This window comes from Enterobacter sp. HMSC16D10 (genome assembly GCF_001807145.1).
GTDB classification, from domain to species: Bacteria; Pseudomonadota; Gammaproteobacteria; order Enterobacterales; family Enterobacteriaceae; genus Enterobacter; species Enterobacter roggenkampii.
Map to the genome: position 1 here is coordinate 1 of NZ_KV787822.1, position 22,405 is coordinate 22,405.

The 22,405-nt window shown below is 57.1% G+C and carries 18 protein-coding genes; 15 read left to right on the forward strand and 3 right to left on the reverse strand.

Annotated features, from left to right (window positions below):
• Positions 1–302: 302 nt before the first annotated feature.
• Entirely contained in the window at positions 303–1,442 is a 1,140-nt protein-coding gene (queG, locus tag HMPREF3143_RS01935; RefSeq protein WP_008502925.1) for a tRNA epoxyqueuosine(34) reductase QueG, read from the reverse strand.
• On the opposite strand from queG, the gene nnr reads away from it, so the two are divergent.
• The 14 genes from nnr (at position 1,441) to rlmB (ending at position 17,215) form a co-directional block, all read left to right on the forward strand.
• A complete protein-coding gene (nnr, locus tag HMPREF3143_RS01940) occupies positions 1,441–2,964 on the forward strand; it encodes a bifunctional ADP-dependent NAD(P)H-hydrate dehydratase/NAD(P)H-hydrate epimerase (RefSeq protein ID WP_032635497.1) in 1,524 nt (507 codons plus the stop codon). The two genes, queG and nnr, sit on opposite strands and share 2 nt — an antisense overlap.
• Positions 2,957–3,418, forward strand: a complete 462-nt coding sequence (gene tsaE / locus HMPREF3143_RS01945) for a tRNA (adenosine(37)-N6)-threonylcarbamoyltransferase complex ATPase subunit type 1 TsaE (RefSeq protein WP_008502923.1) — start codon at positions 2,957–2,959, stop codon at positions 3,416–3,418. The genes nnr and tsaE overlap by 8 nt, the downstream gene beginning before the upstream one ends.
• A 16-nt stretch (positions 3,419–3,434) precedes the next feature.
• On the forward strand, positions 3,435–4,775 hold the full coding sequence (gene amiB, locus HMPREF3143_RS01950) for an N-acetylmuramoyl-L-alanine amidase AmiB (RefSeq protein WP_021240715.1): 1,341 nt from the start codon (positions 3,435–3,437) through the stop codon (positions 4,773–4,775).
• A gap of 9 nt (positions 4,776–4,784) precedes the next feature.
• Complete coding sequence (gene mutL, locus HMPREF3143_RS01955) at positions 4,785–6,629, forward strand: DNA mismatch repair endonuclease MutL (RefSeq protein ID WP_023326549.1); 1,845 nt, start codon at positions 4,785–4,787, stop codon at positions 6,627–6,629.
• Complete coding sequence (gene miaA / locus HMPREF3143_RS01960) at positions 6,622–7,572, forward strand: tRNA (adenosine(37)-N6)-dimethylallyltransferase MiaA (protein WP_008502920.1); 951 nt, start codon at positions 6,622–6,624, stop codon at positions 7,570–7,572. Before mutL ends, miaA begins: the two co-directional genes overlap by 8 nt.
• Before the next feature lie 85 nt (positions 7,573–7,657).
• Positions 7,658–7,969 carry an RNA chaperone Hfq gene (hfq, locus tag HMPREF3143_RS01965; protein WP_008502919.1) on the forward strand — a complete coding sequence of 104 codons (312 nt, stop codon included), beginning with the start codon at positions 7,658–7,660 and terminating at the stop codon, positions 7,967–7,969.
• A gap of 74 nt (positions 7,970–8,043) precedes the next feature.
• Positions 8,044–9,324: a ribosome rescue GTPase HflX gene (gene hflX, locus HMPREF3143_RS01970; RefSeq protein ID WP_008502918.1), complete on the forward strand. Its 1,281-nt coding sequence runs from the start codon at positions 8,044–8,046 to the stop codon at positions 9,322–9,324.
• Between the two features lie 56 nt (positions 9,325–9,380).
• On the forward strand, positions 9,381–10,640 hold the full coding sequence (gene hflK, locus HMPREF3143_RS01975; RefSeq protein WP_008502917.1) for an FtsH protease activity modulator HflK: 1,260 nt from the start codon (positions 9,381–9,383) through the stop codon (positions 10,638–10,640).
• A 2-nt stretch (positions 10,641–10,642) separates the two neighbouring features.
• Entirely contained in the window at positions 10,643–11,647 is a 1,005-nt protein-coding gene (gene hflC, locus HMPREF3143_RS01980; protein WP_008502916.1) for a protease modulator HflC, read from the forward strand.
• Between the two features lie 71 nt (positions 11,648–11,718).
• A complete protein-coding gene (locus HMPREF3143_RS01985) occupies positions 11,719–11,916 on the forward strand; it encodes a DUF2065 domain-containing protein (RefSeq protein ID WP_003855996.1) in 198 nt (65 codons plus the stop codon).
• Positions 11,917–12,020: 104 nt separating this feature from the next.
• Positions 12,021–13,319 (forward strand): adenylosuccinate synthase, encoded by a 1,299-nt coding sequence (locus HMPREF3143_RS01990; protein WP_006178975.1) that lies wholly within the window; start codon positions 12,021–12,023, stop codon positions 13,317–13,319.
• Positions 13,320–13,511: 192 nt separating this feature from the next.
• Complete coding sequence (nsrR, locus tag HMPREF3143_RS01995; protein WP_023293453.1) at positions 13,512–13,937, forward strand: nitric oxide-sensing transcriptional repressor NsrR; 426 nt, start codon at positions 13,512–13,514, stop codon at positions 13,935–13,937.
• Positions 13,938–13,975: 38 nt separating this feature from the next.
• A complete protein-coding gene (gene rnr / locus HMPREF3143_RS02000) occupies positions 13,976–16,417 on the forward strand; it encodes a ribonuclease R (protein WP_008502912.1) in 2,442 nt (813 codons plus the stop codon).
• 66 nt (positions 16,418–16,483) lie between these two features.
• Complete coding sequence (gene rlmB / locus HMPREF3143_RS02005; protein WP_023293451.1) at positions 16,484–17,215, forward strand: 23S rRNA (guanosine(2251)-2'-O)-methyltransferase RlmB; 732 nt, start codon at positions 16,484–16,486, stop codon at positions 17,213–17,215.
• 91 nt (positions 17,216–17,306) lie between these two features.
• Here the strand turns inward: rlmB and HMPREF3143_RS02010 are convergent, their stop codons facing one another.
• On the reverse strand, positions 17,307–18,581 hold the full coding sequence (locus tag HMPREF3143_RS02010) for an MFS transporter (protein ID WP_023326551.1): 1,275 nt from the start codon (positions 18,579–18,581) through the stop codon (positions 17,307–17,309).
• A gap of 194 nt (positions 18,582–18,775) precedes the next feature.
• Here HMPREF3143_RS02010 and HMPREF3143_RS02015 point away from each other — a divergent pair, with 194 nt between their 5' ends.
• On the forward strand, positions 18,776–20,398 hold the full coding sequence (locus tag HMPREF3143_RS02015; protein WP_070531577.1) for an isovaleryl-CoA dehydrogenase: 1,623 nt from the start codon (positions 18,776–18,778) through the stop codon (positions 20,396–20,398).
• Here HMPREF3143_RS02015 and HMPREF3143_RS02020 read toward each other — a convergent pair.
• Positions 20,395–22,326 (reverse strand): methyl-accepting chemotaxis protein, encoded by a 1,932-nt coding sequence (locus HMPREF3143_RS02020; protein WP_070531580.1) that lies wholly within the window; start codon positions 22,324–22,326, stop codon positions 20,395–20,397. The genes HMPREF3143_RS02015 and HMPREF3143_RS02020 overlap by 4 nt on opposite strands.
• Positions 22,327–22,405 lie beyond the last annotated feature (79 nt).

A 22,405-nucleotide genomic window follows, 5' to 3' on the forward strand; every position in this document is an offset into this window, starting at 1 on the left:
GGTCGCGAGTTCGAGTCTCGTTTCCCGCTCCAAATTCTTCTTCATCTCTAAAATATCCACAGCGAAAAGAATCGCTGGGGACGTTTTCTGTTTTCTCTGAAATACTCTTGTGAACAGAGTTATCCACAGAAACTGCGCTTAACCGAAACAGGGTTAAAACTTAGCAGGGTGAATAATATCTTCATAAGATACTGTATTTACTTCATAAAATTTGATTTCAAAATGTTATTGAGATCACTTGATCTCTTCTCCAGCCCAGATGGCGCTTGAGTTTGTAATTTTATTCACAGGCTGTGAATAATTCAGGCATCCCGCGGAAGCCCTTTTTCAATCACCCTCACCAGACGCTGTTTCTTCGGTAGCTGCACCTCGACCACACAGGCATTACGTTTCTCAATTTGCTGCGCAATCGCCCATTCTATGTGTTCATCAAGAAGTGGGTGCTCACCTCTACGGCTTTCAAGCGCCCGAATATTCGCTTCATCCCACGGGGCATTTCCCAGCGCGACGGCCACATTTCGCAGCCAGCGCAGATGGCCGATACGGCGGATGGCCGAACCCTCCGTCACTTTCAGGAACCAGGCCTCGGTCCAGGCGAACAGTTCAGCGAGCGGCGGGGCATGGAGCGCCTTGCGCGGGCTGAAATCCTCTTCGTCGGTGAGCTGTGAATAGCGGTTCCACGGGCAGATGAGCTGGCAATCGTCGCAGCCGTAGATGCGGTTGCCGATAAGCGGTCGGAACTCCTCCGGAATGGCGCCTTCCAGTTCGATCGTGAGGTAGGAGATACAGCGGCGCGCATCAACGGTGTAAGGCTCGACGATGGCGCCGGTGGGGCAGATGGTCATACAGGCCACGCAGCGGCCACAGCCTTCCTCTACCGGGCCGTCTACCGGCAGCGGTAAATCAATCAGCAGTTCACCGAGGAAGAAGAACGATCCGGCGTCGCGGCTAAGAATAAGTGAGTGCTTACCTGTCCAGCCAAGCCCGGCTTTTTCGGCGATCGGACGCTCAAGAATAGGCGCGGAATCGACAAAGGGTCTAAAATTCAGCGAAACACAGTGCTGTTGAATAGTTTCCCCGAGTTTTTTTAAACGGTTACGCAGAAGCTTATGGTAATCACGACCGAGGGCGTACCGGCTAACGTAACCCAGCGAGGGGTTTTTGAGCGTGCGCGCAAAGGCCGCATTGGCGGGCAGGTAGTTCATGCGTACGCTGATGACGCGTAATGTGCCCGGCAAAAGCTCGTGTGGACGGGCGCGCATCATGCCATGACGTGCCATCCACTCCATTTCGCCGTGGTATTGTTTGTCCAGCCAGGCCTGCAGTTTGGGCTCGCTGGCGGAGAGGTCGGTATCGGTAATGCCTACCTTCTGGAAGCCAAGCTCAGCACCCCACCGTTTGATTTTTTGCGCTAATTCATTGAGATCGAGGGGCTGTGACATGACGGACCATACGGTGAAGAAAAACCCCGCAAGTATACCACATTCCATCTGGCATGCGGATGACCTCCGGCGCGCCGAAAAAGAGGCTGCAGACAGCCTCGGGATTACCCTGTATGAACTGATGCTCCGTGCGGGTGAGGCAGCGTTTGACGTTGCCCGTAGCGCCTGGCCGCAGGCCGCCCACTGGCTGATTCTGTGCGGGCACGGCAACAATGGCGGTGACGGCTACGTCGTCGCCCGTCTCGCGGTGGCTGCGGGTATCCGTGTGACGTTGCTGGCTCTCGAAAGTGATAAACCGCTGCCGGAAGAGGCCAGCGCGGCGCGGGAGGCATGGCTGAACGCCGGCGGTGTGATTCATGCGCCTGATATCGTCTGGCCAGAGGATGTTGATCTGATTGTTGACGGGCTGCTGGGCACCGGGCTGCGCAGCACGCCGCGCGAAAACGTTGCCGCACTCATTGAACACGCTAACAGACATTCCGCGCCGGTAGTCGCCCTGGATATTCCCTCTGGACTGATAGCACAAACCGGCGCGACGCCGGGGGCGGTGATTCAGGCGGCACATACGGTAACCTTTATCGCCCTGAAGCCAGGATTACTGACCGGCAAAGCGCGGGATGTCGTTGGCGTGTTGCACCACAGTGCGCTGGGGCTGGAGAGCTGGCTGGCCGGGCAGGAAACGCACCTCATGCGTTGTGATGCGTCGCAGCTTGCAGCGTGGCTCCCGCCGCGACGACCAACGTCACATAAGGGCGATCACGGCAGGCTGGTGATTGTGGGCGGTGACCACGGTACGGCGGGTGCGATTCGCATGACTGGTGAAGCGGCTCTGCGCAGCGGCGCCGGATTAGTGCGAGTGCTCACTCGCATTGAGAATATTGCGCCGATCGTCACGGCCCGACCGGAGCTGATGGTCCATGAGCTTACGCTCCAGACGCTGGAGGAAAGCCTCGAATGGGCGGACGTGGTGGTGATCGGTCCCGGGCTTGGGCAGCAGGCGTGGGGTAAACAGGCCCTGCAAAAGGTCGAGAATTTTCGCAAACCGATGCTGTGGGATGCCGACGCGCTTAACCTTCTGGCAATAAACCCGGATAAGCGTCACAATCGCATTCTGACGCCACACCCCGGCGAAGCCGCGCGGCTGCTTAACTGCAGCGTGGCAGAAATTGAAAGCGATCGCTTACTTTCTGCTCAGCGTCTGGTAAAACGTTACGGAGGTGTTGCCGTTTTAAAAGGGGCAGGAACCGTTGTTGCCAGTGACGAGACGCAGGGCGTTATTGATGCCGGAAATGCGGGCATGGCGAGCGGCGGCATGGGCGATGTGCTTTCCGGTATTATTGGCGCATTGCTTGGACAGAAACTTCCCCTTTATGATGCAGCCTGTGCGGGCTGCGTGGCCCACGGCGTTGCGGCAGATAAACTGGCTGCGCGTTACGGTACGCGCGGTATGCTGGCCACCGATCTCTTTTGCACGCTGCGGCGTGTAGTTAACCCGGATGTGATTGACGTAGAAAATGACTAATCGAGCGATTCCTTTACCTGATGAACAAGCCACTTTAGATCTCGGCAAGCGCGTGGCGCAGGCCTGTCAGGGGGCAACCGTCATTTATCTGTATGGTGATTTAGGGGCGGGTAAAACCACCTTCAGCCGGGGTTTTTTGCAGGCGTTAGGGCATAACGGGAATGTGAAAAGCCCAACCTACACGCTGGTAGAACCGTACACCCTTGAAAATCTCATGGTGTACCACTTCGATTTATACCGCCTTGCGGATCCTGAGGAGCTGGAATTTATGGGGATCCGTGATTATTTTGCCAACGACGCCATTTGCCTGGTGGAGTGGCCGCAACAAGGTGCGGGTGTGCTGCCTGACCCGGATGTCGAAATTCACTTAGATTACCAGGCTCAAGGGCGTGAGGCACGCATCAGTGCTGTTTCCTCATCAGGCAGTTCCTTACTGGCGCGTCTGGCCGGTTAAGCGTAGGGATGACGGGATGATAAATCGCGTTAAAGGTTGGTTGTTGGCTGCCACCGTGCTGCTGTGCGCGCAGGCCGGGGCGGCAAATCTTTCAGATATTCAGGTCTCGAACGGCGAAAGCCAGGCCCGGATCACGTTCAGCTTTATGGGCGATCCTGAGTATGCGTTTTCACAGCCAGACAGCCACAGCGTGGCGCTGGATATCAAACAGACAGGCGTGATCCAGGGATTACCGCTGCAGTTCAGCGGCAATAACCTGGTGAAAAGTATCCGTTCGGGTACGCCGCAGGATAGCCAGTCGTTACGCCTGGTGGTCGATCTGACCGAAAAGGGCAAAACGAAGGCGGTGAAGCAGCAAAACGGGGCGAACTATACGGTGGTCTTTACCATCAATGCCGATGTCCCGCCACCGCCTCCACCGCCGCCTGTCGTTGCCAAACGCGTGGAAGAACCGGTGTATACGCCGCGTCCTGCTGAACCTGCGCGTAATCCATTTAAATCACAGAACGATCGCATCACTGCGGCAACCAGCAGCAATACGGTGACCCGTCCGGCGGTGAGTACGCGCCGTGCTGCGACCAGCGGTGACAAAGTGATTATCGCCATTGATGCAGGTCACGGTGGACAGGACCCGGGTGCGATTGGCCCGGGTGGGACGCAAGAGAAAAATGTCACCATCGCCATTGCCCGTAAGCTGCGTGCACTGCTCAACGACGATCCTACGTTCAAAGGCGTGTTGACCCGCGACGGGGATTACTTCATTTCGGTAATGGGGCGTTCGGACGTCGCGCGCAAGCAGAATGCGAATTTCCTGGTTTCCATCCACGCAGATGCTGCGCCTAACCGTAACGCGACCGGTGCCTCGGTATGGGTACTCTCGAACCGTCGCGCCAACAGCGAAATGGCCAACTGGCTGGAAGAGCATGAGAAGCAGTCTGAACTGCTAGGCGGCGCGGGCGATGTGCTGGCAAACAGCCAGTCAGACCCGTACCTGAGCCAGGCGGTGCTGGATTTACAATTCGGTCATTCTCAGCGCGTCGGGTATGATGTGGCCACTAACGTATTGAACCAGCTGCAAAGCATTGGTGTGCTGCATAAGCGTCGTCCTGAACATGCCAGCCTCGGCGTTCTGCGCTCGCCAGATATCCCATCCATCCTTGTAGAGACGGGCTTTATCAGTAACAACGGTGAAGAGCGTCTGCTGGGAAGCGACAGCTATCAGCAGCAAATTGCCGAAGCGATTTATAACGGTCTGCGTAAATACTTTGATGCCCATCCGCTGCAGTCTGCGCCACAGAGCGGCGCTGCCCAGACGGCCAGCGCAGCGCTACCGGGTGAGATGACCGCGACCAACTAAGGAGAATTCATGCCGATTCAGGTTCTGCCGCCGCAGCTTGCGAACCAAATCGCCGCCGGTGAGGTGGTGGAACGTCCCGCGTCGGTCGTGAAGGAGCTGGTGGAAAACAGCCTCGATGCGGGCGCGACCCGCATCGATATTGATATCGAGCGCGGCGGCGCGAAGCTTATCCGCATTCGCGACAACGGCTGCGGCATTAAAAAAGAGGAGCTGGCGCTGGCGCTGGCCCGTCACGCCACCAGTAAAATTGCTTCTCTGGATGACCTGGAAGCGATTATTAGCCTCGGCTTTCGCGGTGAAGCGCTGGCCAGTATCAGCTCGGTTTCGCGCTTAACGCTGACCTCCCGTACCGCCGAACAGCAGGAAGCCTGGCAGGCTTACGCCGAAGGGCGCGATATGGATGTGACGGTCAAACCCGCGGCGCACCCTGTCGGCACGACGCTTGAAGTATTAGATCTCTTCTACAACACCCCCGCCCGACGCAAGTTCATGCGTACCGAGAAGACCGAATTCGGACACATCGACGAGATCATCCGCCGCATCGCGCTGGCGCGTTTCGATGTCACCATCAACCTCAGCCACAACGGCAAGGTGATGCGTCAGTATCGCGCGGTGGCAGAAGGTGGACAGAAAGAACGTCGGCTGGGCGCCATTTGCGGGACCCCGTTTCTGGAACAGGCGCTGGCCATTGAGTGGCAGCACGGCGATCTGGCGCTGCGCGGCTGGGTAGCCGATCCGAACGCGAGCAGCGCTGCGTTTGCGGAGATCCAGTATTGCTACGTCAACGGCCGCATGATGCGCGACCGTCTCATCAATCACGCCATTCGCCAGGCCTGCGAAGACAAGCTCGGGGCCGATCAGCAGCCTGCTTTCGTGCTTTATCTGGAAATCGACCCGCATCAGGTGGATGTGAACGTCCATCCTGCCAAGCATGAAGTGCGGTTCCACCAGTCGCGACTGGTGCATGATTTTATCTATCAGGGCGTGCTGAGCGTGCTGCAGCAGCAGGGTGAAACGCCGTTGCCGCTGGAACACGCAGAACCTGCGCCACGCCCAATTCCTGAAAACCGTGTCGCTGCAGGCCGCAACCATTTTGCGGAGCCCGCCGTTGCGCGTGAACCGGAAGCGCCGCGCTTTTCCTCCGCAGGGGCCGCACCGCGTCCAACGGGTGCCAACTACCCGAATGCCCAGCCTGGCTATCAAAAGCAGCAGGGCGCGTTGTACCGCAAACTGCTGGAGACGCCAGTCGTAGAGCGTAAAGAACCTATTCCGGCACCTCAGCCTTCTCTGGACGGCCATAGCCAGAGTTTTGGCCGGGTGCTGACGATTATCGCGCCGGATATGGCTCTGCTGGAACGTGACGGCAAATTGATGCTTCTGGCACTGCCGGTTGCCGAACGCTGGCTTAAACAGGTGCAGCTCACGCCGGGCGAAAATGCCGCCTGTGCGCAGCCGCTGTTAATTCCGGTTCGCCTGAAAATATCCCCTGATGAAACAAGGATATTGCAGCGTGCCGAAGCACAGCTGGCGCAAATGGGTATTGAAATTGTGCTCGAACCACAACATGTGACAATTCGTGCAGTGCCTTTACCCTTACGCCAACAAAATTTACAAAACTTGATTCCTGAACTGATAGGCTACCTGGCGCAGCAAACATCGTTTGATGCCGCTAACACCGCGCAGTGGATCGCCCGCCATCTGGCCAGCGAACACGCGCCGTGGAGCATGGCACAGGCCATCAGCGTGCTGGCGGAGGTTGAACGCCTCTGTCCGCATCTGGTGAAAGCGCCGCCGGGTGGGTTATTACAACCTGTTGATTTAAAAACGGCGATGAACGCCCTGAAACATGATTGACGTAAGTAAGGCGAGCCTGCCTAAGGCAATTTTTTTAATGGGCCCAACGGCCTCCGGCAAAACGGCGCTCGCCATTGAGTTGCGTAAAGTTTTGCCGGTAGAGTTGATTAGCGTCGACTCCGCCCTCATCTACCGAGGGATGGACATCGGCACGGCGAAGCCTGACGCAGAAGAACTGCGCGCGGCACCGCACCGTTTGCTGGATATCCTCGACCCGGCTCAGGCTTACTCCGCAGCGGATTTTCGCCGGGATGCCTTAGCCGAGATGGCCGAGATAACGGCGGCGGGGCGTATACCGCTGTTGGTTGGCGGAACCATGCTCTACTTCAAGGCGCTGCTGGAGGGGTTATCACCTCTGCCATCCGCGGACCCGGAAGTAAGAGCGAAAATTGAGCAGCAGGCGGCAGAGCAGGGGTGGGACGTTTTGCATCAGCAACTGGCGGAGATTGACCCGGTTGCCGCAGCGCGGATCCATCCAAATGATCCGCAAAGGCTTTCCCGGGCACTGGAAGTTTTTTTCATTTCGGGTAAAACTTTAACGGAACTGACGCAAACGTCAGGAGACGCTCTGCCGTATCAGGTGCATCAGTTCGCCATCGCCCCGGCGAGCCGTGAACTGCTCCATCAGCGAATTGAGCAGCGTTTTCATCAGATGTTAGCTTCAGATTTTGAAGCAGAAGTGCGGGCGCTATTTGCCCGTGGAGATTTGCATACGGACATGCCTTCCATTCGTTGTGTGGGATACCGCCAGATGTGGTCGTACCTTGAAGGTGAGATTTCATACGATGAAATGGTTTATCGAGGTGTTTGCGCCACGAGACAGTTAGCGAAGCGCCAGATCACCTGGTTGCGCGGTTGGGAAGGGGTTCACTGGTTAGACAGTGAAAAACCACAACAGGCGTTAAGCGACGTGATTGAGGTTGTTGGTGATATCGCTCACTGAATGTGTACAATTGAGGCGTATCGTGCGCAATTTTTCAGAATCGCAAGGTTCTAAGTACAAAACAAGCATATAAGGAAAAGATAGAATGGCTAAGGGGCAATCTTTACAAGATCCGTTCCTGAACGCATTGCGTCGGGAACGTGTTCCAGTTTCTATTTATTTGGTGAATGGTATTAAGCTGCAAGGTCAGATTGAGTCTTTCGATCAGTTCGTGATTCTGTTGAAAAACACGGTCAGTCAGATGGTCTATAAGCACGCTATTTCTACTGTTGTTCCGTCCCGTCCGGTATCTCATCACAGCAATAACGCTGGCGGCGGCACAGGTAGTAACTACCATCATGGCAGCAACGCGCAGGGTTCTTCAACGCCAGCGCAGGACAGCGACGAGACCGAATAAGGTTTCGCACTGTTATCCACACGGGGAGCCAGGGATCCTGCGTTCCCCGCTGATCTTTTTAGAGAGGTTTACGCTTGTTTGACCGTTATGATGCCGGTGAGCAGGCGGTGCTGGTACACATCTATTTTTCGCAAGACAAAGATATGGAAGACCTCCAGGAGTTTGAATCTCTGGTCTCTTCCGCCGGTGTCGAAGCAATGCAGGTGATTACCGGTAGCCGTAAAGCGCCGCACCCAAAGTATTTTGTTGGTGAAGGTAAAGCAGTCGAAATTGCGGATGCCGTAAAAGCAACCGGCGCGTCAGTCGTGTTGTTTGATCATGCGCTGTCTCCAGCCCAGGAGCGCAACCTGGAAGCTCTCTGCGAATGCCGTGTTATCGATCGCACGGGATTGATTTTAGACATTTTTGCTCAGCGTGCACGTACCCACGAAGGGAAACTGCAGGTTGAGCTGGCGCAGCTGCGTCATCTGGCAACGCGTCTGGTGCGTGGCTGGACCCACCTTGAAAGACAAAAAGGCGGGATTGGTTTGCGCGGCCCGGGTGAAACCCAGCTCGAAACCGACCGTCGTTTGCTGCGTGGCCGAATTACCCAGATCCTCTCACGTCTGGAAAGGGTTGAGAAACAGCGTGAGCAGGGGCGTCGGGCACGAACCAAAGCCGACATCCCGACGGTGTCGCTGGTGGGGTATACCAACGCCGGTAAATCCACCCTGTTTAACCAGATAACCGAGGCCCAGGTTTATGCCGCAGACCAGCTGTTTGCGACCCTGGACCCGACGCTGCGCCGTATTGACGTTGCAGACGTCGGTGAAACGGTGCTGGCGGATACCGTAGGGTTTATCCGTCACCTGCCGCATGACCTGGTGGCGGCGTTCAAGGCCACCTTGCAGGAGACGCGACAGGCGACCCTGCTGCTGCACGTGATTGATGCGGCAGACGTGCGCGTGCAGGAGAACATCGACGCGGTGAACGTGGTGCTCGAAGAGATCGACGCCCACGAAATCCCAACGCTGTTGGTGATGAACAAGATCGATATGCTGGACGATTTCGAACCGCGTATCGACAGAGATGAAGAGAACAAACCGATTCGGGTCTGGCTTTCTGCCCAGACCGGTCTTGGTGTGCCACTGCTTTTCCAGGCTTTGACAGAACGTCTTTCCGGTGAGGTAGCTCAGCACACGCTGCGACTGCCGCCACAGGAAGGCAGGCTGCGCAGCCGGTTTTATCAGCTTCAGGCGATAGAAAAAGAGTGGATGGAGGATGACGGCAGCGTGGGGATGCAGGTGCGTATGCCGATCGTTGACTGGCGTCGCCTCTGTAAACAAGAACCTGCGCTGGTCGACTATATCGTCTGATCAGAAAGGGGATGCCTGAATAATTCGCCCTTGCATAACAAATATGGAGCATATACATGGCGTGGAATCAGCCCGGTAATAACGGACAGGACCGCGACCCGTGGGGAAGCAGCAATAATCAAGGCGGCAACTCTGGGGGAAATGGCAACAAAGGTGGTCGCGAGCAGGGGCCGCCGGATCTGGATGATATCTTCCGCAAGCTGAGCAAGAAGCTTGGTGGTCTTGGCGGAGGTAAAGGTTCTGGCTCAGGTGGAAATTCCACCCAGGGGCCGCGCCCGCAAATGGGTGGCCGCGTAGTCGGTATTGTTGCCGCTGCAGTGGTAATCATCTGGGCTGCTACCGGGTTCTACACCATTAAAGAAGCGGAACGCGGTGTCGTTACGCGTTTTGGTAAGTTCAGCCATCTGGTTGAGCCGGGCCTGAACTGGAAACCGACCTTCATTGACGACGTGACCGCGGTCAACGTGGAATCGGTCCGTGAACTGGCGGCGTCTGGTGTGATGCTGACGTCTGATGAAAACGTGGTGCGCGTTGAGATGAACGTGCAGTACCGCGTGACCGATCCTGAGCGTTATCTGTTTAGCGTGACCAGCGCTGATGACAGCCTGCGTCAGGCGACCGACAGCGCCCTGCGCGGGGTGATCGGTAAATACACCATGGACCGTATCCTGACCGAAGGTCGTACCGTTATCCGTAGCGATACCCAGCGTGAGCTGGAAGAGACCATTCGTCCATACAACATGGGGATTACCCTGCTGGACGTCAACTTCCAGGCTGCACGTCCGCCGGAAGAGGTGAAAGCGGCCTTTGACGATGCGATTGCTGCACGTGAAAACGAACAGCAGTACATCCGTGAAGCAGAAGCCTACACCAACGAAGTTCAGCCGCGTGCTAACGGTCAGGCGCAGCGTATTCTGGAAGAAGCGCGTGCGTATAAGACGCAGACCATCCTGGAAGCACAGGGTGAGGTCGCTCGCTTCGCGAAGATCCTGCCGGAATATAAAGCGGCGCCGGAAATTACCCGTGAGCGTCTCTATATTGAGACCATGGAAAAAGTGCTGAGCCACACCCGCAAAGTGTTGGTTAACGACAGTAAAGGCGGAAACCTGATGGTGCTGCCGCTGGATCAGATGCTGAAAGGCGGTTCTGCACCGGCAGCAAAAGACAACAGCGGTGCGAACAACCTGCTGCGTCTGCCACCTGCGTCATCCGGTAGCACAAGCGCAACAACCACGTCTTCTTCGAGCGATGGTGACATTATGGACCAACGCCGTGCTAACGCGCAGCGTAACGACTACCAGCGTCAGGGGGAATAAGGATGCGTAAGTCAGTTATTGCGATCATCGTCATCGTACTGGTCGTGCTTTATACCTCGATCTTTGTGGTGAAAGAGGGCGAGCGTGGGATCAAGTTCCAGTTCAGCAGCGTCGTGCGTGATGGCGACAAACGCCCGGTGATCTACGAACCGGGTCTGCACTTCAAGGTGCCGTTCATTCAGTCAGTGAAAACGCTTGATGCGCGTATCCAGACCATGGATAACCAGGCCGACCGTTTCGTGACTAAAGAGAAGAAAGACCTGATCGTTGATTCCTATATCAAATGGCGCATCAGCGATTTCAGCCGTTACTTCCTGGCAACGGGCGGCGGTGACGTTTCTCAGGCAGAAGTGCTGCTGAAACGTAAGTTCTCTGACCGTCTGCGTTCTGAGATTGGTCGTCTGGATGTGAAAGACATCGTGACCGACTCCCGTGGCCGTCTGACCCTGGAAGTTCGCGATGCGCTGAACTCCGGCACAGCGGGCACGGAAGATGAAGTTTCAACGCCAGCAGCAGATGATGCGATTGCCAAAGCGGCTGAGCGCGTTCAGGCTGAAACCAACGGTAAAGTGCCGGTGATCAACCCGAACAGTATGGCTGCGCTGGGTATTGAAGTGGTAGACGTGCGTATCAAGCAGATCAACCTGCCGGTGGAAGTGTCCGAGGCGATTTACAACCGTATGCGCGCCGAGCGTGAAGCGGTCGCCCGTCGTCACCGTTCACAGGGCCAGGAAGAGGCGGAGAAGCTGCGTGCTGCTGCGGACTACGAAGTGGCCAAAACGCTGGCGGAATCTGAGCGTCAGGGCCGTATCCTGCGCGGTGAAGGTGATGCCGAGGCGGCGAAGCTGTTTGCCGATGCCTTCAGTCAGGATCCTGACTTCTATGCCTTTATCCGTAGCCTGCGTGCTTACGAGAATAGCTTCCAGAGCAACCAGGATGTGATGGTGCTCAGCCCGGACAGCGATTTCTTCCGTTATATGAAGACGCCGACTAACGCAACGCGATAAACTCAGACTCGTTTGAGTATTCAAACCACCGCTCCCCACGGAGCGGTGGTTTTCTTTTATAAGGAACAAAAATGAATTCAACGATCTGGCTCGCGCTGGCCCTGGTTCTGGTGCTGGAAGGTCTGGGACCGATGCTCTATCCACGCGCCTGGCGTCGAATGATCGCCACCATGAGCCAACTGCCGGATAATATTTTACGTCGTTTTGGCGGCGGTCTTGTGGTTGCGGGCATCGTGATCTACTACATGTTGAGGAAAACGATTGGCTGATCAAAAAGTGGTCGGATTTGGGATATTCTGAGGTCAAAAAGTGCTGTATATCTGAAAAAGCGATGGTAGAATCCATTTTTAAGCAAACGGTGATTTTGAAAAAAATGGGTAACAACGTCGTCGTACTGGGCACCCAATGGGGTGACGAAGGTAAAGGGAAGATTGTTGATCTTCTGACTGAACGGGCTAAATATGTTGTGCGCTACCAGGGCGGTCACAACGCAGGCCATACTCTCGTAATCAACGGTGAAAAAACCGTCCTCCATCTTATTCCATCAGGCATTCTTCGCGAAAACGTCACCAGCATCATCGGTAACGGCGTTGTGCTGTCTCCAGCGGCGCTGATGAAAGAGATGAAAGGTCTGGAAGACCGTGGTATCCCGGTTCGCGAGCGCCTGCTGCTCTCCGAAGCCTGCCCGCTGATCCTGGACTATCACGTGGCGCTGGACGTTGCGCGTGAAAAAGCGCGTGGCGCGAAAGCGATCGGCACCACCGGTCGTGGTATCGGCCCGGCTTACGAGGATAAAGTTGCACGTCGCGGTCTGCGCGTGGGTGACCTCTTCGACAAAGCAACCTTCGCTGAAAAACTGAAAGAAGTGATGGAATATCACAACTTCCAGCTGGTGAACTTCTACAAAGCTGACGCTGTTGACTACCAGAAAGTGCTGGATGACGTCATGGCGATTGCAGACATTCTGACCGGTATGGTTGTTGATGTGTCCGATCTGCTGGACCAGGCGCGCAAGCGTGGCGATTTCGTCATGTTCGAAGGTGCGCAGGGTACGCTGCTGGACATCGACCACGGTACCTATCCGTACGTAACCTCTTCCAACACCACCGCGGGTGGCGTGGCGACCGGCTCTGGCCTGGGTCCACGTTATGTGGATTACGTTCTGGGCATCATCAAAGCGTACTCCACTCGCGTGGGTGCAGGTCCATTCCCGACCGAACTGTTTGATGAAACCGGCGAGTTCCTGTGCAAGCAGGGTAACGAGTTTGGCGCGACCACCGGTCGTCGTCGTCGTACCGGCTGGCTGGATGCTGTTGCCGTGCGTCGTGCAGTGCAGATCAACTCCCTGTCTGGCTTCTGCCTGACCAAGCTGGACGTACTGGACGGCCTGAAAGAAGTGAAAATCTGCGTAGGCTACCGTATGCCTGATGGCCGCGAAGTGACCACCACGCCGCTGGCTGCTGACGACTGGGAAGGCATTGAGCCAATCTACGAAACCATGCCGGGCTGGTCTGAGACCACTTTCGGTGTGAAAGAGCGTAGCGGCCTGCCGCAGGCGGCGCTGGATTACATCAAGCGTATTGAAGAACTGACCGAAGTGCCGATCGATATTATTTCTACCGGCCCGGATCGTACTGAAACGATGATCCTGCGCGACCCGTTCGACGCATAATCTTCGTGACTGCTGGCCTGCGGGTCTCCCCGCAGGCCGGATAAGCGTAGCGCCATCCGGCGACCGCTCCTGGATCTCCGCTTTTTCGCCCCGTCTGTCAAATAAATTAGCCGCTAACTATCTGGCTGGTTTATCATCATTAATGAATATCTCTGCGGTTTGTCCGCGATTTCCCTTTTTCCTGAGGTTGATGTGCAGTTAACAAGTTTCACCGATTACGGCTTACGCGCGCTGATCTACATGGCGTCGTTACCCGATGGGAAAATGACCAGTATCTCTGAAGTCACAGAGGTCTACGGCGTATCCCGTAATCATATGGTCAAAATAATCAATCAACTTAGTCGTGCCGGATACGTTGCTGCCGTCCGCGGGAAGAATGGTGGGATCCGTCTCGGTAAACCGGCACAGAGTATTCGTGTTGGCGATGTGGTACGTGAACTGGAGCCGCTGTCTCTGGTGAACTGCAGCAGCGAGTTCTGCCACATCACGCCCGCTTGCCGCCTGAAAAAGGCGCTTTCTAAGGCCGTGCAAAGTTTTCTCAAGGAGCTGGATAACTACACGCTGGCCGATTTGGTTGAAGAGAATCAACCGCTTTATAAATTATTGCTGGTGGAATGAAGAAAATTTCCACCGGAGCTGACAACGGAGGAACCGACATGTCACACGATCCTTTCCAGGAACGCGAAGCCGAAAAATACGCGAATCCTATCCCCAGCCGCGAGTTCATCATTGAACACTTAACAAAACGCGAAAAACCCGCCAATCGTGAAGAACTTGCTGTTGAATTAAACATTGAAGGTGAAGAGCAAATTGAAGCCCTTCGCCGCCGCCTGCGCGCGATGGAGCGTGACGGGCAGCTGGTCTTTACCCGCCGCCAGTGCTACGCGCTGCCAGAACGCCTCGATCTGCTGAAAGGGACCGTCATTGGTCACCGCGATGGCTTCGGCTTCCTGCGCGTGGAAGGCCGTAAAGACGATCTGTATCTCTCATCTGAACAGATGAAAATGTGCATCCACGGCGACCAAATTCTGGCGCAGCCGCTGGGCGCTGACCGTAAAGGTCGCCGAGAAGCGCGTGTCGTGCGCGTCCTGGTGCCAAAAACCAGCCAGATTGTTGGCCGCTACTTTACCGACGCGGGCGTGGGCTTCGTGGTGCCGGACGACAGCCGTCTGAGCTTCGACATTCTGATCCCACCTGAAGAGGTGATGGGCGCCCGCATGGGCTTTGTGGTGGTGGTGGAACTCACCCAGCGCCCAACCCGTCGCACCAAAGCGGTAGGTAAAATCGTCGAAGTGCTGGGCGATAATATGGGCACCGGCATGGCCGTTGATATGGCGCTGCGCACCCACGAAATTCCATACATCTGGCCGAAAGCGGTTGAAGAGCAGATCGAAAGCCTGCGTGAAGAAGTGCCGGAAGAATCCAAAGTGGGCCGCGTGGATCTCCGCTCCCTGCCGCTGGTTACGATCGACGGTGAAGACGCCCGTGACTTCGATGATGCCGTCTACTGCGAGAAAAAACGCGGCGGCGGCTGGCGTCTGTGGGTAGCGATTGCAGACGTAAGCTACTACGTTCGTCCGCATACCCCGCTGGATAACGAAGCGCGCAGCCGTGGTACTTCGGTCTACTTCCCGTCGCAGGTCGTGCCGATGCTGCCGGAAGTGCTGTCTAACGGCCTGTGTTCCCTGAACCCGCAGGTTGACCGCCTCTGTATGGTTTGCGAGATGACCATCTCCAACAAAGGGCGCTTAACTGGCTATAAATTCTACGAAGCGGTGATGAGCTCGCACGCGCGTCTGACCTACACCAAGGTCTGGCATATGCTGCAGGGCGACCAGGATCTGCGCGAACAGTACGCGCCGCTGGTCAAACACATCGAAGAGCTGCATAACCTCTACAAAACGCTGGATCAGGCGCGCGAAGAGCGCGGCGGGATCTCCTTTGAGAGCGAAGAGGCGAAGTTTATCTTCAACGCCGAGCGCCGCATTGAGCGTATCGAACAGACTCAGCGTAACGATGCGCACAAGCTGATTGAAGAGTGTATGATCCTGGCGAACATCTCGGCGGCACGCTTCGTTGAGAAAGCCAAAGAGCCTGCGCTGTTCCGTATTCACGATAAACCGTCGACGGAAGCCATCACCGCGTTCCGCTCCGTGCTGGCTGAACTGGGCCTGGAGCTGCCGGGCGGCAATAAGCCAGAGCCGCGCGATTACGCCGAGCTGCTGGAATCCATTAGCGATCGTCCTGATGCAGAAATGCTGCAGACAATGCTGCTGCGCTCGATGAAGCAGGCGATTTACGATCCGGAAAACCGCGGTCACTTCGGCCTGGCGTTGCAGTCTTACGCCCACTTTACGTCGCCGATCCGTCGTTATCCTGACCTCTCTCTGCACCGTGCGATCAAGTATCTGCTGGCGCAGGAGCAGGGCCATAAAGGGAACACCACCGAAACCGGTGGCTATCACTATTCGATGGAAGAGATGCTGCAGCTGGGTCAGCACTGCTCCATGACCGAACGCCGTGCCGATGAAGCTACCCGCGACGTGGCGGACTGGCTGAAATGTGACTTTATGCTGGACCAGGTCGGTAACGTCTTCAAAGGCGTGATTGCCAGCGTGACCGGCTTTGGCTTCTTCGTTCGTCTGGACGAGCTGTTTATCGACGGTCTGGTGCACGTCTCCAGCCTGGATAACGATTACTACCGCTTCGACCAGGTCGGCCAGCGTCTGATCGGCGAATCTGGCGGCCAGACCTACCGCCTGGGTGACCGTGTGGAAGTAAAGGTTGAGGCCGTGAATATGGACGACCGTAAAATCGACTTCAGCCTGATCTCCAGCGAGCGCGCGCCGCGTAACGTCGGTAAAACCGAGCGCGAAAGAGCGAAAAAAGGCGGAAACGGCAAAACGAGCGGCAAGCGCCGTCAGGCCGGTAAGAAGGTGAACTTCGAGCCGGACAGCGCGTTCCGCGGCGAGAAGAAGCAGAAGCCGAAGGCGGCGAAGAAAGAAGCCCGTGCCGCGAAGAAACCTTCCGCGAAGACACAGAAAATAGCGGCCGCCACCAAAGCGAAGCGCGCGGCTAAGAAAAAGCAGGCGGAGTAAATTCTCCCCTCACCCTGACCCTCTCCCCAACCGGGAGAGGGGAAATACTTATTACGAGAACCATCAATGAGTGAAATGATTTACGGCATCCACGCGGTGCAGGCCCTTCTCGAGCGCGCACCGGAGCGTTTTCAGGAAGTGTTTATTCTGAAAGGGCGTGAAGACAAACGTCTGATGCCGCTGATCCACGCCCTGGAAGCGCAGGGCGTGGTGATCCAGCTGGCTAACCGCCAGTTCCTGGATGAAAAAAGTGACGGGGCGGTGCACCAGGGCATTATTGCCCGCGTGAAGCCGGGCCGTCAGTATCAGGAAAACGATCTGCCGGATCTGATCGCTGAGCTCGAGAATCCGTTCTTCCTGATCCTCGATGGCGTTACCGATCCGCACAACCTCGGCGCGTGTCTGCGCAGCGCGGATGCGGCGGGCGTGCATGCGGTGATCGTGCCGAAAGATCGCTCCGCGCAGCTGAACGCGACGGCGAAGAAAGTGGCCTGCGGCGCGGCGGAAAACGTTCCGCTGATCCGCGTGACCAACCTGGCGCGCACCATGCGTATGCTGCAGGAAGAGAACATCTGGATCGTCGGTACTGCTGGTGAAGCGGATCATACCCTGTATCAGAGCAAAATGACCGGCCGTCTGGCGCTGGTGATGGGGGCGGAAGGTGAAGGTATGCGTCGCCTGACGCGCGAGCACTGCGACGAGCTGATCAGCATCCCGATGGCGGGCAGCGTGTCCTCCCTGAACGTGTCTGTTGCGACGGGCATCTGCCTGTTTGAAGCGGTGCGTCAGCGCGGGTAGCCTGTTATGCCGGGTGGCGGCTTCGCCTTACCCGGCCTACAAAGGCACGGTACCGTAGGCCCGGTAAGCGTAGCGCCACCGGGCATTAACCTCATTCCTCCAGTGACCGCAGATGGTCATCCTTCCTCAGCGTCATCAGCGCGAAAATACTCACTACTGCCGTCGCCATCACGTAGTACGCCGGAATATCCAGATTGCCCGTCTGCTTAATCAGCCCGGTTATGATTAACCCTGCGCATCCCGAGAAAATCGCGTTCGATAACGAATAGGCCAGCCCCAGCCCCGTATAGCGCACGCGGGTCGGGAACATCTCAGAGAGCATCGCCGGGCCCGGCCCCGCCAGCATGCCCACCAGACCGCCCGCAATCAATACTACTATCGCTTTCACCGCCAGCGTGCTGGACTCCGCCTGCAGAAGTTTCAGCAGCGGCAGGGCGAGGATCAGCAGCAGCGCGGTGGCGATAATCATCACCGTGCGACGCCCGATCCTATCGCTCAGGATCCCCGACGGAATGATCGTCAGCGCAAACCCAACGTTCGAAATCACTGCGATCAACAGCGCCTGATTAAACCCGGTGTGCAGCGCCGACTGCAGATAGGTCGGCATAATCACCAGGTAGGTGTACCCCGCCGCAGACCAGACCATCACGCGGCCAATCCCCATCACGATGGCCCGGAGCGTGGCGGCAATGTCCGCCTGAGCGACGGCCGGTTTGTCCTGCTGCTGCACAAAGCTGGGTGTCTCCTCCATGCTGACGCGAAGCCACAGCGCAACAGCGCCCATGGGCAGCGCCAGGAAGAAAGGAATGCGCCAGCCCCAGTCGTGCAGGGCTTCAGGCGTGAGGAGTGCGGAGAGCAGCGCCACGATGCCGGCGCCCGCTAACAGCCCCAGCGCCACGGTAAAGGACTGCCAGGCACCATAGAGCCCGCGCTTGCCTCGCGGGGCGAACTCCGTCATCAGCGAGACTGCACCGCCGTACTCGCCGCCCGCGAACAGCCCCTGCAGGATCCGAAGCAGCGTAACGATCAGCGGTGCGGCAATCCCGATGCTGGCGTAGACCGGCACAATGCCGATGGCGGCGGTAGCCAGCGTCATCAGCACCAGCACAATAATAAGCGTCGGCTTACGGCCAATTCGGTCACCGATGCGGCCAAACACCACCGCACCCAGCGGACGGAAGAAGAAGGCGATGGCAAATGAGGCGTAGGTGAGGATCAGGCTGGTAAGCCCCGCTTCCCCTTCAAGCTGAAAGAAGTTCTTCGCAATGACGGTCGCCAGAAAACCGTAGACCGCAAACTCATACCACTCGATAAAGTTACCAATGGAGCCGGCAATTAATGCTCGCTTGTGCGCATCCGGTTGCATAACTTTCCTCACTGAAAGGGGGTGAGAATAAATTATTCAACAAAAGCGAAGTCATGAAATAGTTTATTCTTATGTTCTGTGAGCTATTTCACGAATGATATCAGCGGGATCGTGAACGTGTGACTCCCCTCCCATGCAGCGTGTGCGCGGTCTGTCCATACTTATCGTCATTGCCACTGAAGGAGGGAGACAGTATGCACTGGCAGACTCTTACCGTTTTCAATCAACCTGCACCACTCTCTAACAGCAACCTTTTTCTCTCGGACTGCGCGCTGCGTGACGCAGTCTCGCGTGAGGGTGCCGAGTGGGATATCGAACTGCTCGCCAGCATCGGGCAGCAGTTAGGTACCGCAGAGTCGCTGGAGCTGGGCAGGCTGGCGAACGTGAATCCGCCGGAGTTGCTTCGCTATGACGCCACCGGAGAGCGACTGGATGACGTTCGCTTTCACCCGGCATGGCACCTGCTTATGCAGGGGCTGTGTGCCAATCGGGTACATAACCTGGCATGGGAAGAGGAGGCGCGTAAAGGGGCGTTTGTCGCCCGGGCCGCACGCTTTGTGCTTCATGCTCAGGTTGAGGCAGGCACGCTTTGTCCCGTCACCATGACGTTTGCCGCGACACCGCTCCTGCAGCAGGCGCTCCCTAAACTATTTCACGACTGGCTGACGCCGCTGCTCAGCGATCGCTACGATCCTCATCTGGCGCCTGGCGCGCAAAAACGCGGCCTGCTGATCGGTATGGGGATGACGGAAAAACAGGGCGGCTCGGACGTGCTGAGCAACACCACCAAAGCGGAAAAATGCAGCGACGGCAGCTACCGGCTGGTGGGCCATAAATGGTTTTTCTCCGTCCCGCAAAGCGATGCGCATCTGGTGCTGGCACAGGCGAAGGGCGGGTTGTCCTGCTTTTTTGTGCCGCGCTTTTTACCTGACGGACAGCGCAACGCCGTCCGGCTGGAGCGCCTTAAGGACAAGCTCGGGAACCGCTCCAACGCCAGCAGCGAGGTAGAGTTTCTTGATGCCTCCGGCTGGCTGCTGGGGGAAGAGGGCGAAGGGGTACGGCAGATCCTCAAAATGGGCGGCCTGACGCGCTTTGACTGCGCGCTGGACAGCCACGGACTCATGCGTCGGGCGCTGTCCGTGGCGCTGTACCACGCGCATCAGCGTCAGACCTTCGGCAAAAATCTTATCGATCAGCCGCTCATGCGTGAGGTGTTAAGCCGGATGGCGCTGGTGCTGGAGGGGCAAACGGCGCTGCTGTTCCGCCTGGCCCGGGCGTGGGATAAACGCGCGGATCCCCAGGAAGCGGCATGGGCGCGGCTGTTTACCCCGGCCGCGAAATTTAGCGTGTGCAAAGCGGGCATCCCGTTTGTGGCGGAAGCGATGGAGGTGCTGGGCGGAGTCGGGTACTGCGAGGAGAGCGAACTTCCCCGCCTGTATCGCGAGATGCCGGTGAACAGCATCTGGGAAGGGGCCGGCAATATCATGTGCCTGGACGTGCTGCGCGTGCTGGCGAAGCAGCCGGGTATTCACGATCTGCTTGCCGATGAGTTTGCACAGGTAAAAGGGCAGGACAGACACTTCGACCGCAGCTGGCGACAGCTTCAGCAAAAACTGCGTAAACCGCAGGAGGCGCAGGGGCGGGAAATTGCGCAGCAGCTTTTCCTGCTGGGTGCCGGAAGCGAAATGCTGCGGCACGCATCGCCCCCGGTGGCGCAGGCGTGGTGCCGCATGATGCTGGATACCCGTGGCGGTACGCTGATGAGCGAGCAGGTGCAAAATGACCTGCTGCTGCGTGCGACGGGCAGAGTCGGTTAGTCTTTTAGCTGGAACAGACTCACCAGTTGAGCCAGATGTGACCCCTTCTCGCGCAGCGTTTGAGCGGTTTGTTCGCTGCGTGAGATACGATCCGCATTAATATGCGACGCTTCGCCAATGTGGGTCATGGCGAGATTCACCTGGCCAATCCCTGCGGACTGCTCGCGTGAGGCATGGTTAATCTCGGTGACCAGCTGGCTGATGTTATCGATATGAATGATGATGTCATCCATCGCCAGGCGCGTCTGTTCAGACAGCGCATGGCCTTCGCTCACTTTCCTGAGCGTATCGCCAATCAGCTGTTCAATCTCCTTCACCGCGTTAGCGCTGCGTCCGGCCAGGGCGCGAACTTCCTGCGCAACCACCGCAAACCCTTTCCCATGCTCGCCCGCGCGGGCCGCTTCCACTGCCGCATTCAGCGCCAGGATATTGGTCTGGAAAGCGATGGACTCAATCACGCGCGTGATGTCTTCGATGCGTTTTGACGCCTCGCGAATGTCGTCCATGGTCGACACGGCATGGGTGACCGTCTCACCGCCCTGATGGACCGCGAGGGAGGTTTCACCCACCAGCTGCTGCGTTTGCTCCATGTTGGCGGCATTTTGCTGTACGGTGGCGGCCAGCTGCTCCATGCTGGCGGAGGTCTCTTCCACGCTGCTGGCCTGCTTGTTGATCTGCTCAGAAATCTCGCCGGTATCGGAAGCCAGCGCGTTAGTACCCAAATGGATCTCGCCTGCGGCCTCGCGAACCTGCAGAACAATTTTTTGCAGGCCGCCGCCGATGCCGTTAATGGCGTCGATCAGCTGGCCGACCTCGTCCTGACGCGTCACGGGCAGGCTGGAACGGAGATCCCCTGCAGCATATTGCCGGGCAAGATGAATCACATTGCTCAGCGGTCGGGTCAGCACACGGCGAATAAGGACCACAAACAGACCAGCAAAGAGGATAGACAAGACCACGCCGGCCAGCAGGAAGCGATCGCGCATGGCGGTAACGCTTGAGAGCAGCACCGATTTATCCACTTCGCCCACGATAGTCCAGTTCCAGCCTGGCAGCGGGGTATACGCCATTTTAAGCGTGCGGCCGTCGTCGCTTACGCGTTCCAGGGTGCCGGGCTTGTCACCCAGAAGCTGCTGCTGCGTCGCGTCGTCCCACTTCGGCAACTGCCCCTCTTCACCGGCATGGAACAGGTATTGCCCGCGCGTTTTGCCGTTGCTGCGATCCAGCACGAAGAAGTGACCGCTCTCGCCCAGGCGGCGGGTGAGGATTTTCTCGCGCATGACGTTCCAGGAGTGCGTAATGTCCACGCCAACAAAGACGATCGCAATGACCTGTCCTTCGGCGTTTTTAACCGGCTGATACTGGGTGATATAGCGTTTGCCAAACAGCAGCGCCAGTCCGCGGTAGACTTCCCCTCTGTTGACGGCGGCAAAGGCCGGGCTGGCGGTATCCAGCACGGTGCCCATCGCCCGCTCGCCATTCTCTTTGCGCAGGGAGGTGGCTACGCGAACAAAGTCATTACCGCTGCGTACAAATAGCGTCGAAATGGCTCCCGTACGGTTCAGGAACTCGTCAGACAGGGTGTTGTTTTGATGCAGTCCGGTGTCACCGCCTTTCAGAAGCGGGACGCTGAGTCCGTTAATCGTCTGAGCCTGGGAAGTATCAATATTCAGTGGCTGCGGTAAAAAAGTGGTAAACAGCCGGGTATAACTCTCAACCTCTTCACTCAGGCTGGTGTTAAACATCTGCACCATGTCGACCATGCCGGTGGACTGATTGTGCAGGTCTTCTACCGCAAGGGCTTCAAGCTGCTGGCTGGCTTTTTGACTGAGCAGAAAAGTGAAAAGCAGAAACAGCGTGGCGACACTGACGCCCGTAAGCAGCGACAGCTTCGCCCCCAGGCCTGCACGGCGAAAAACGTTGATCATAAATTGCTCATCATTGAATAGGTATGGTTCTTCAACGGCAGAGCGGAGATTACGTTTACTGAATTAATGTAACAAAATG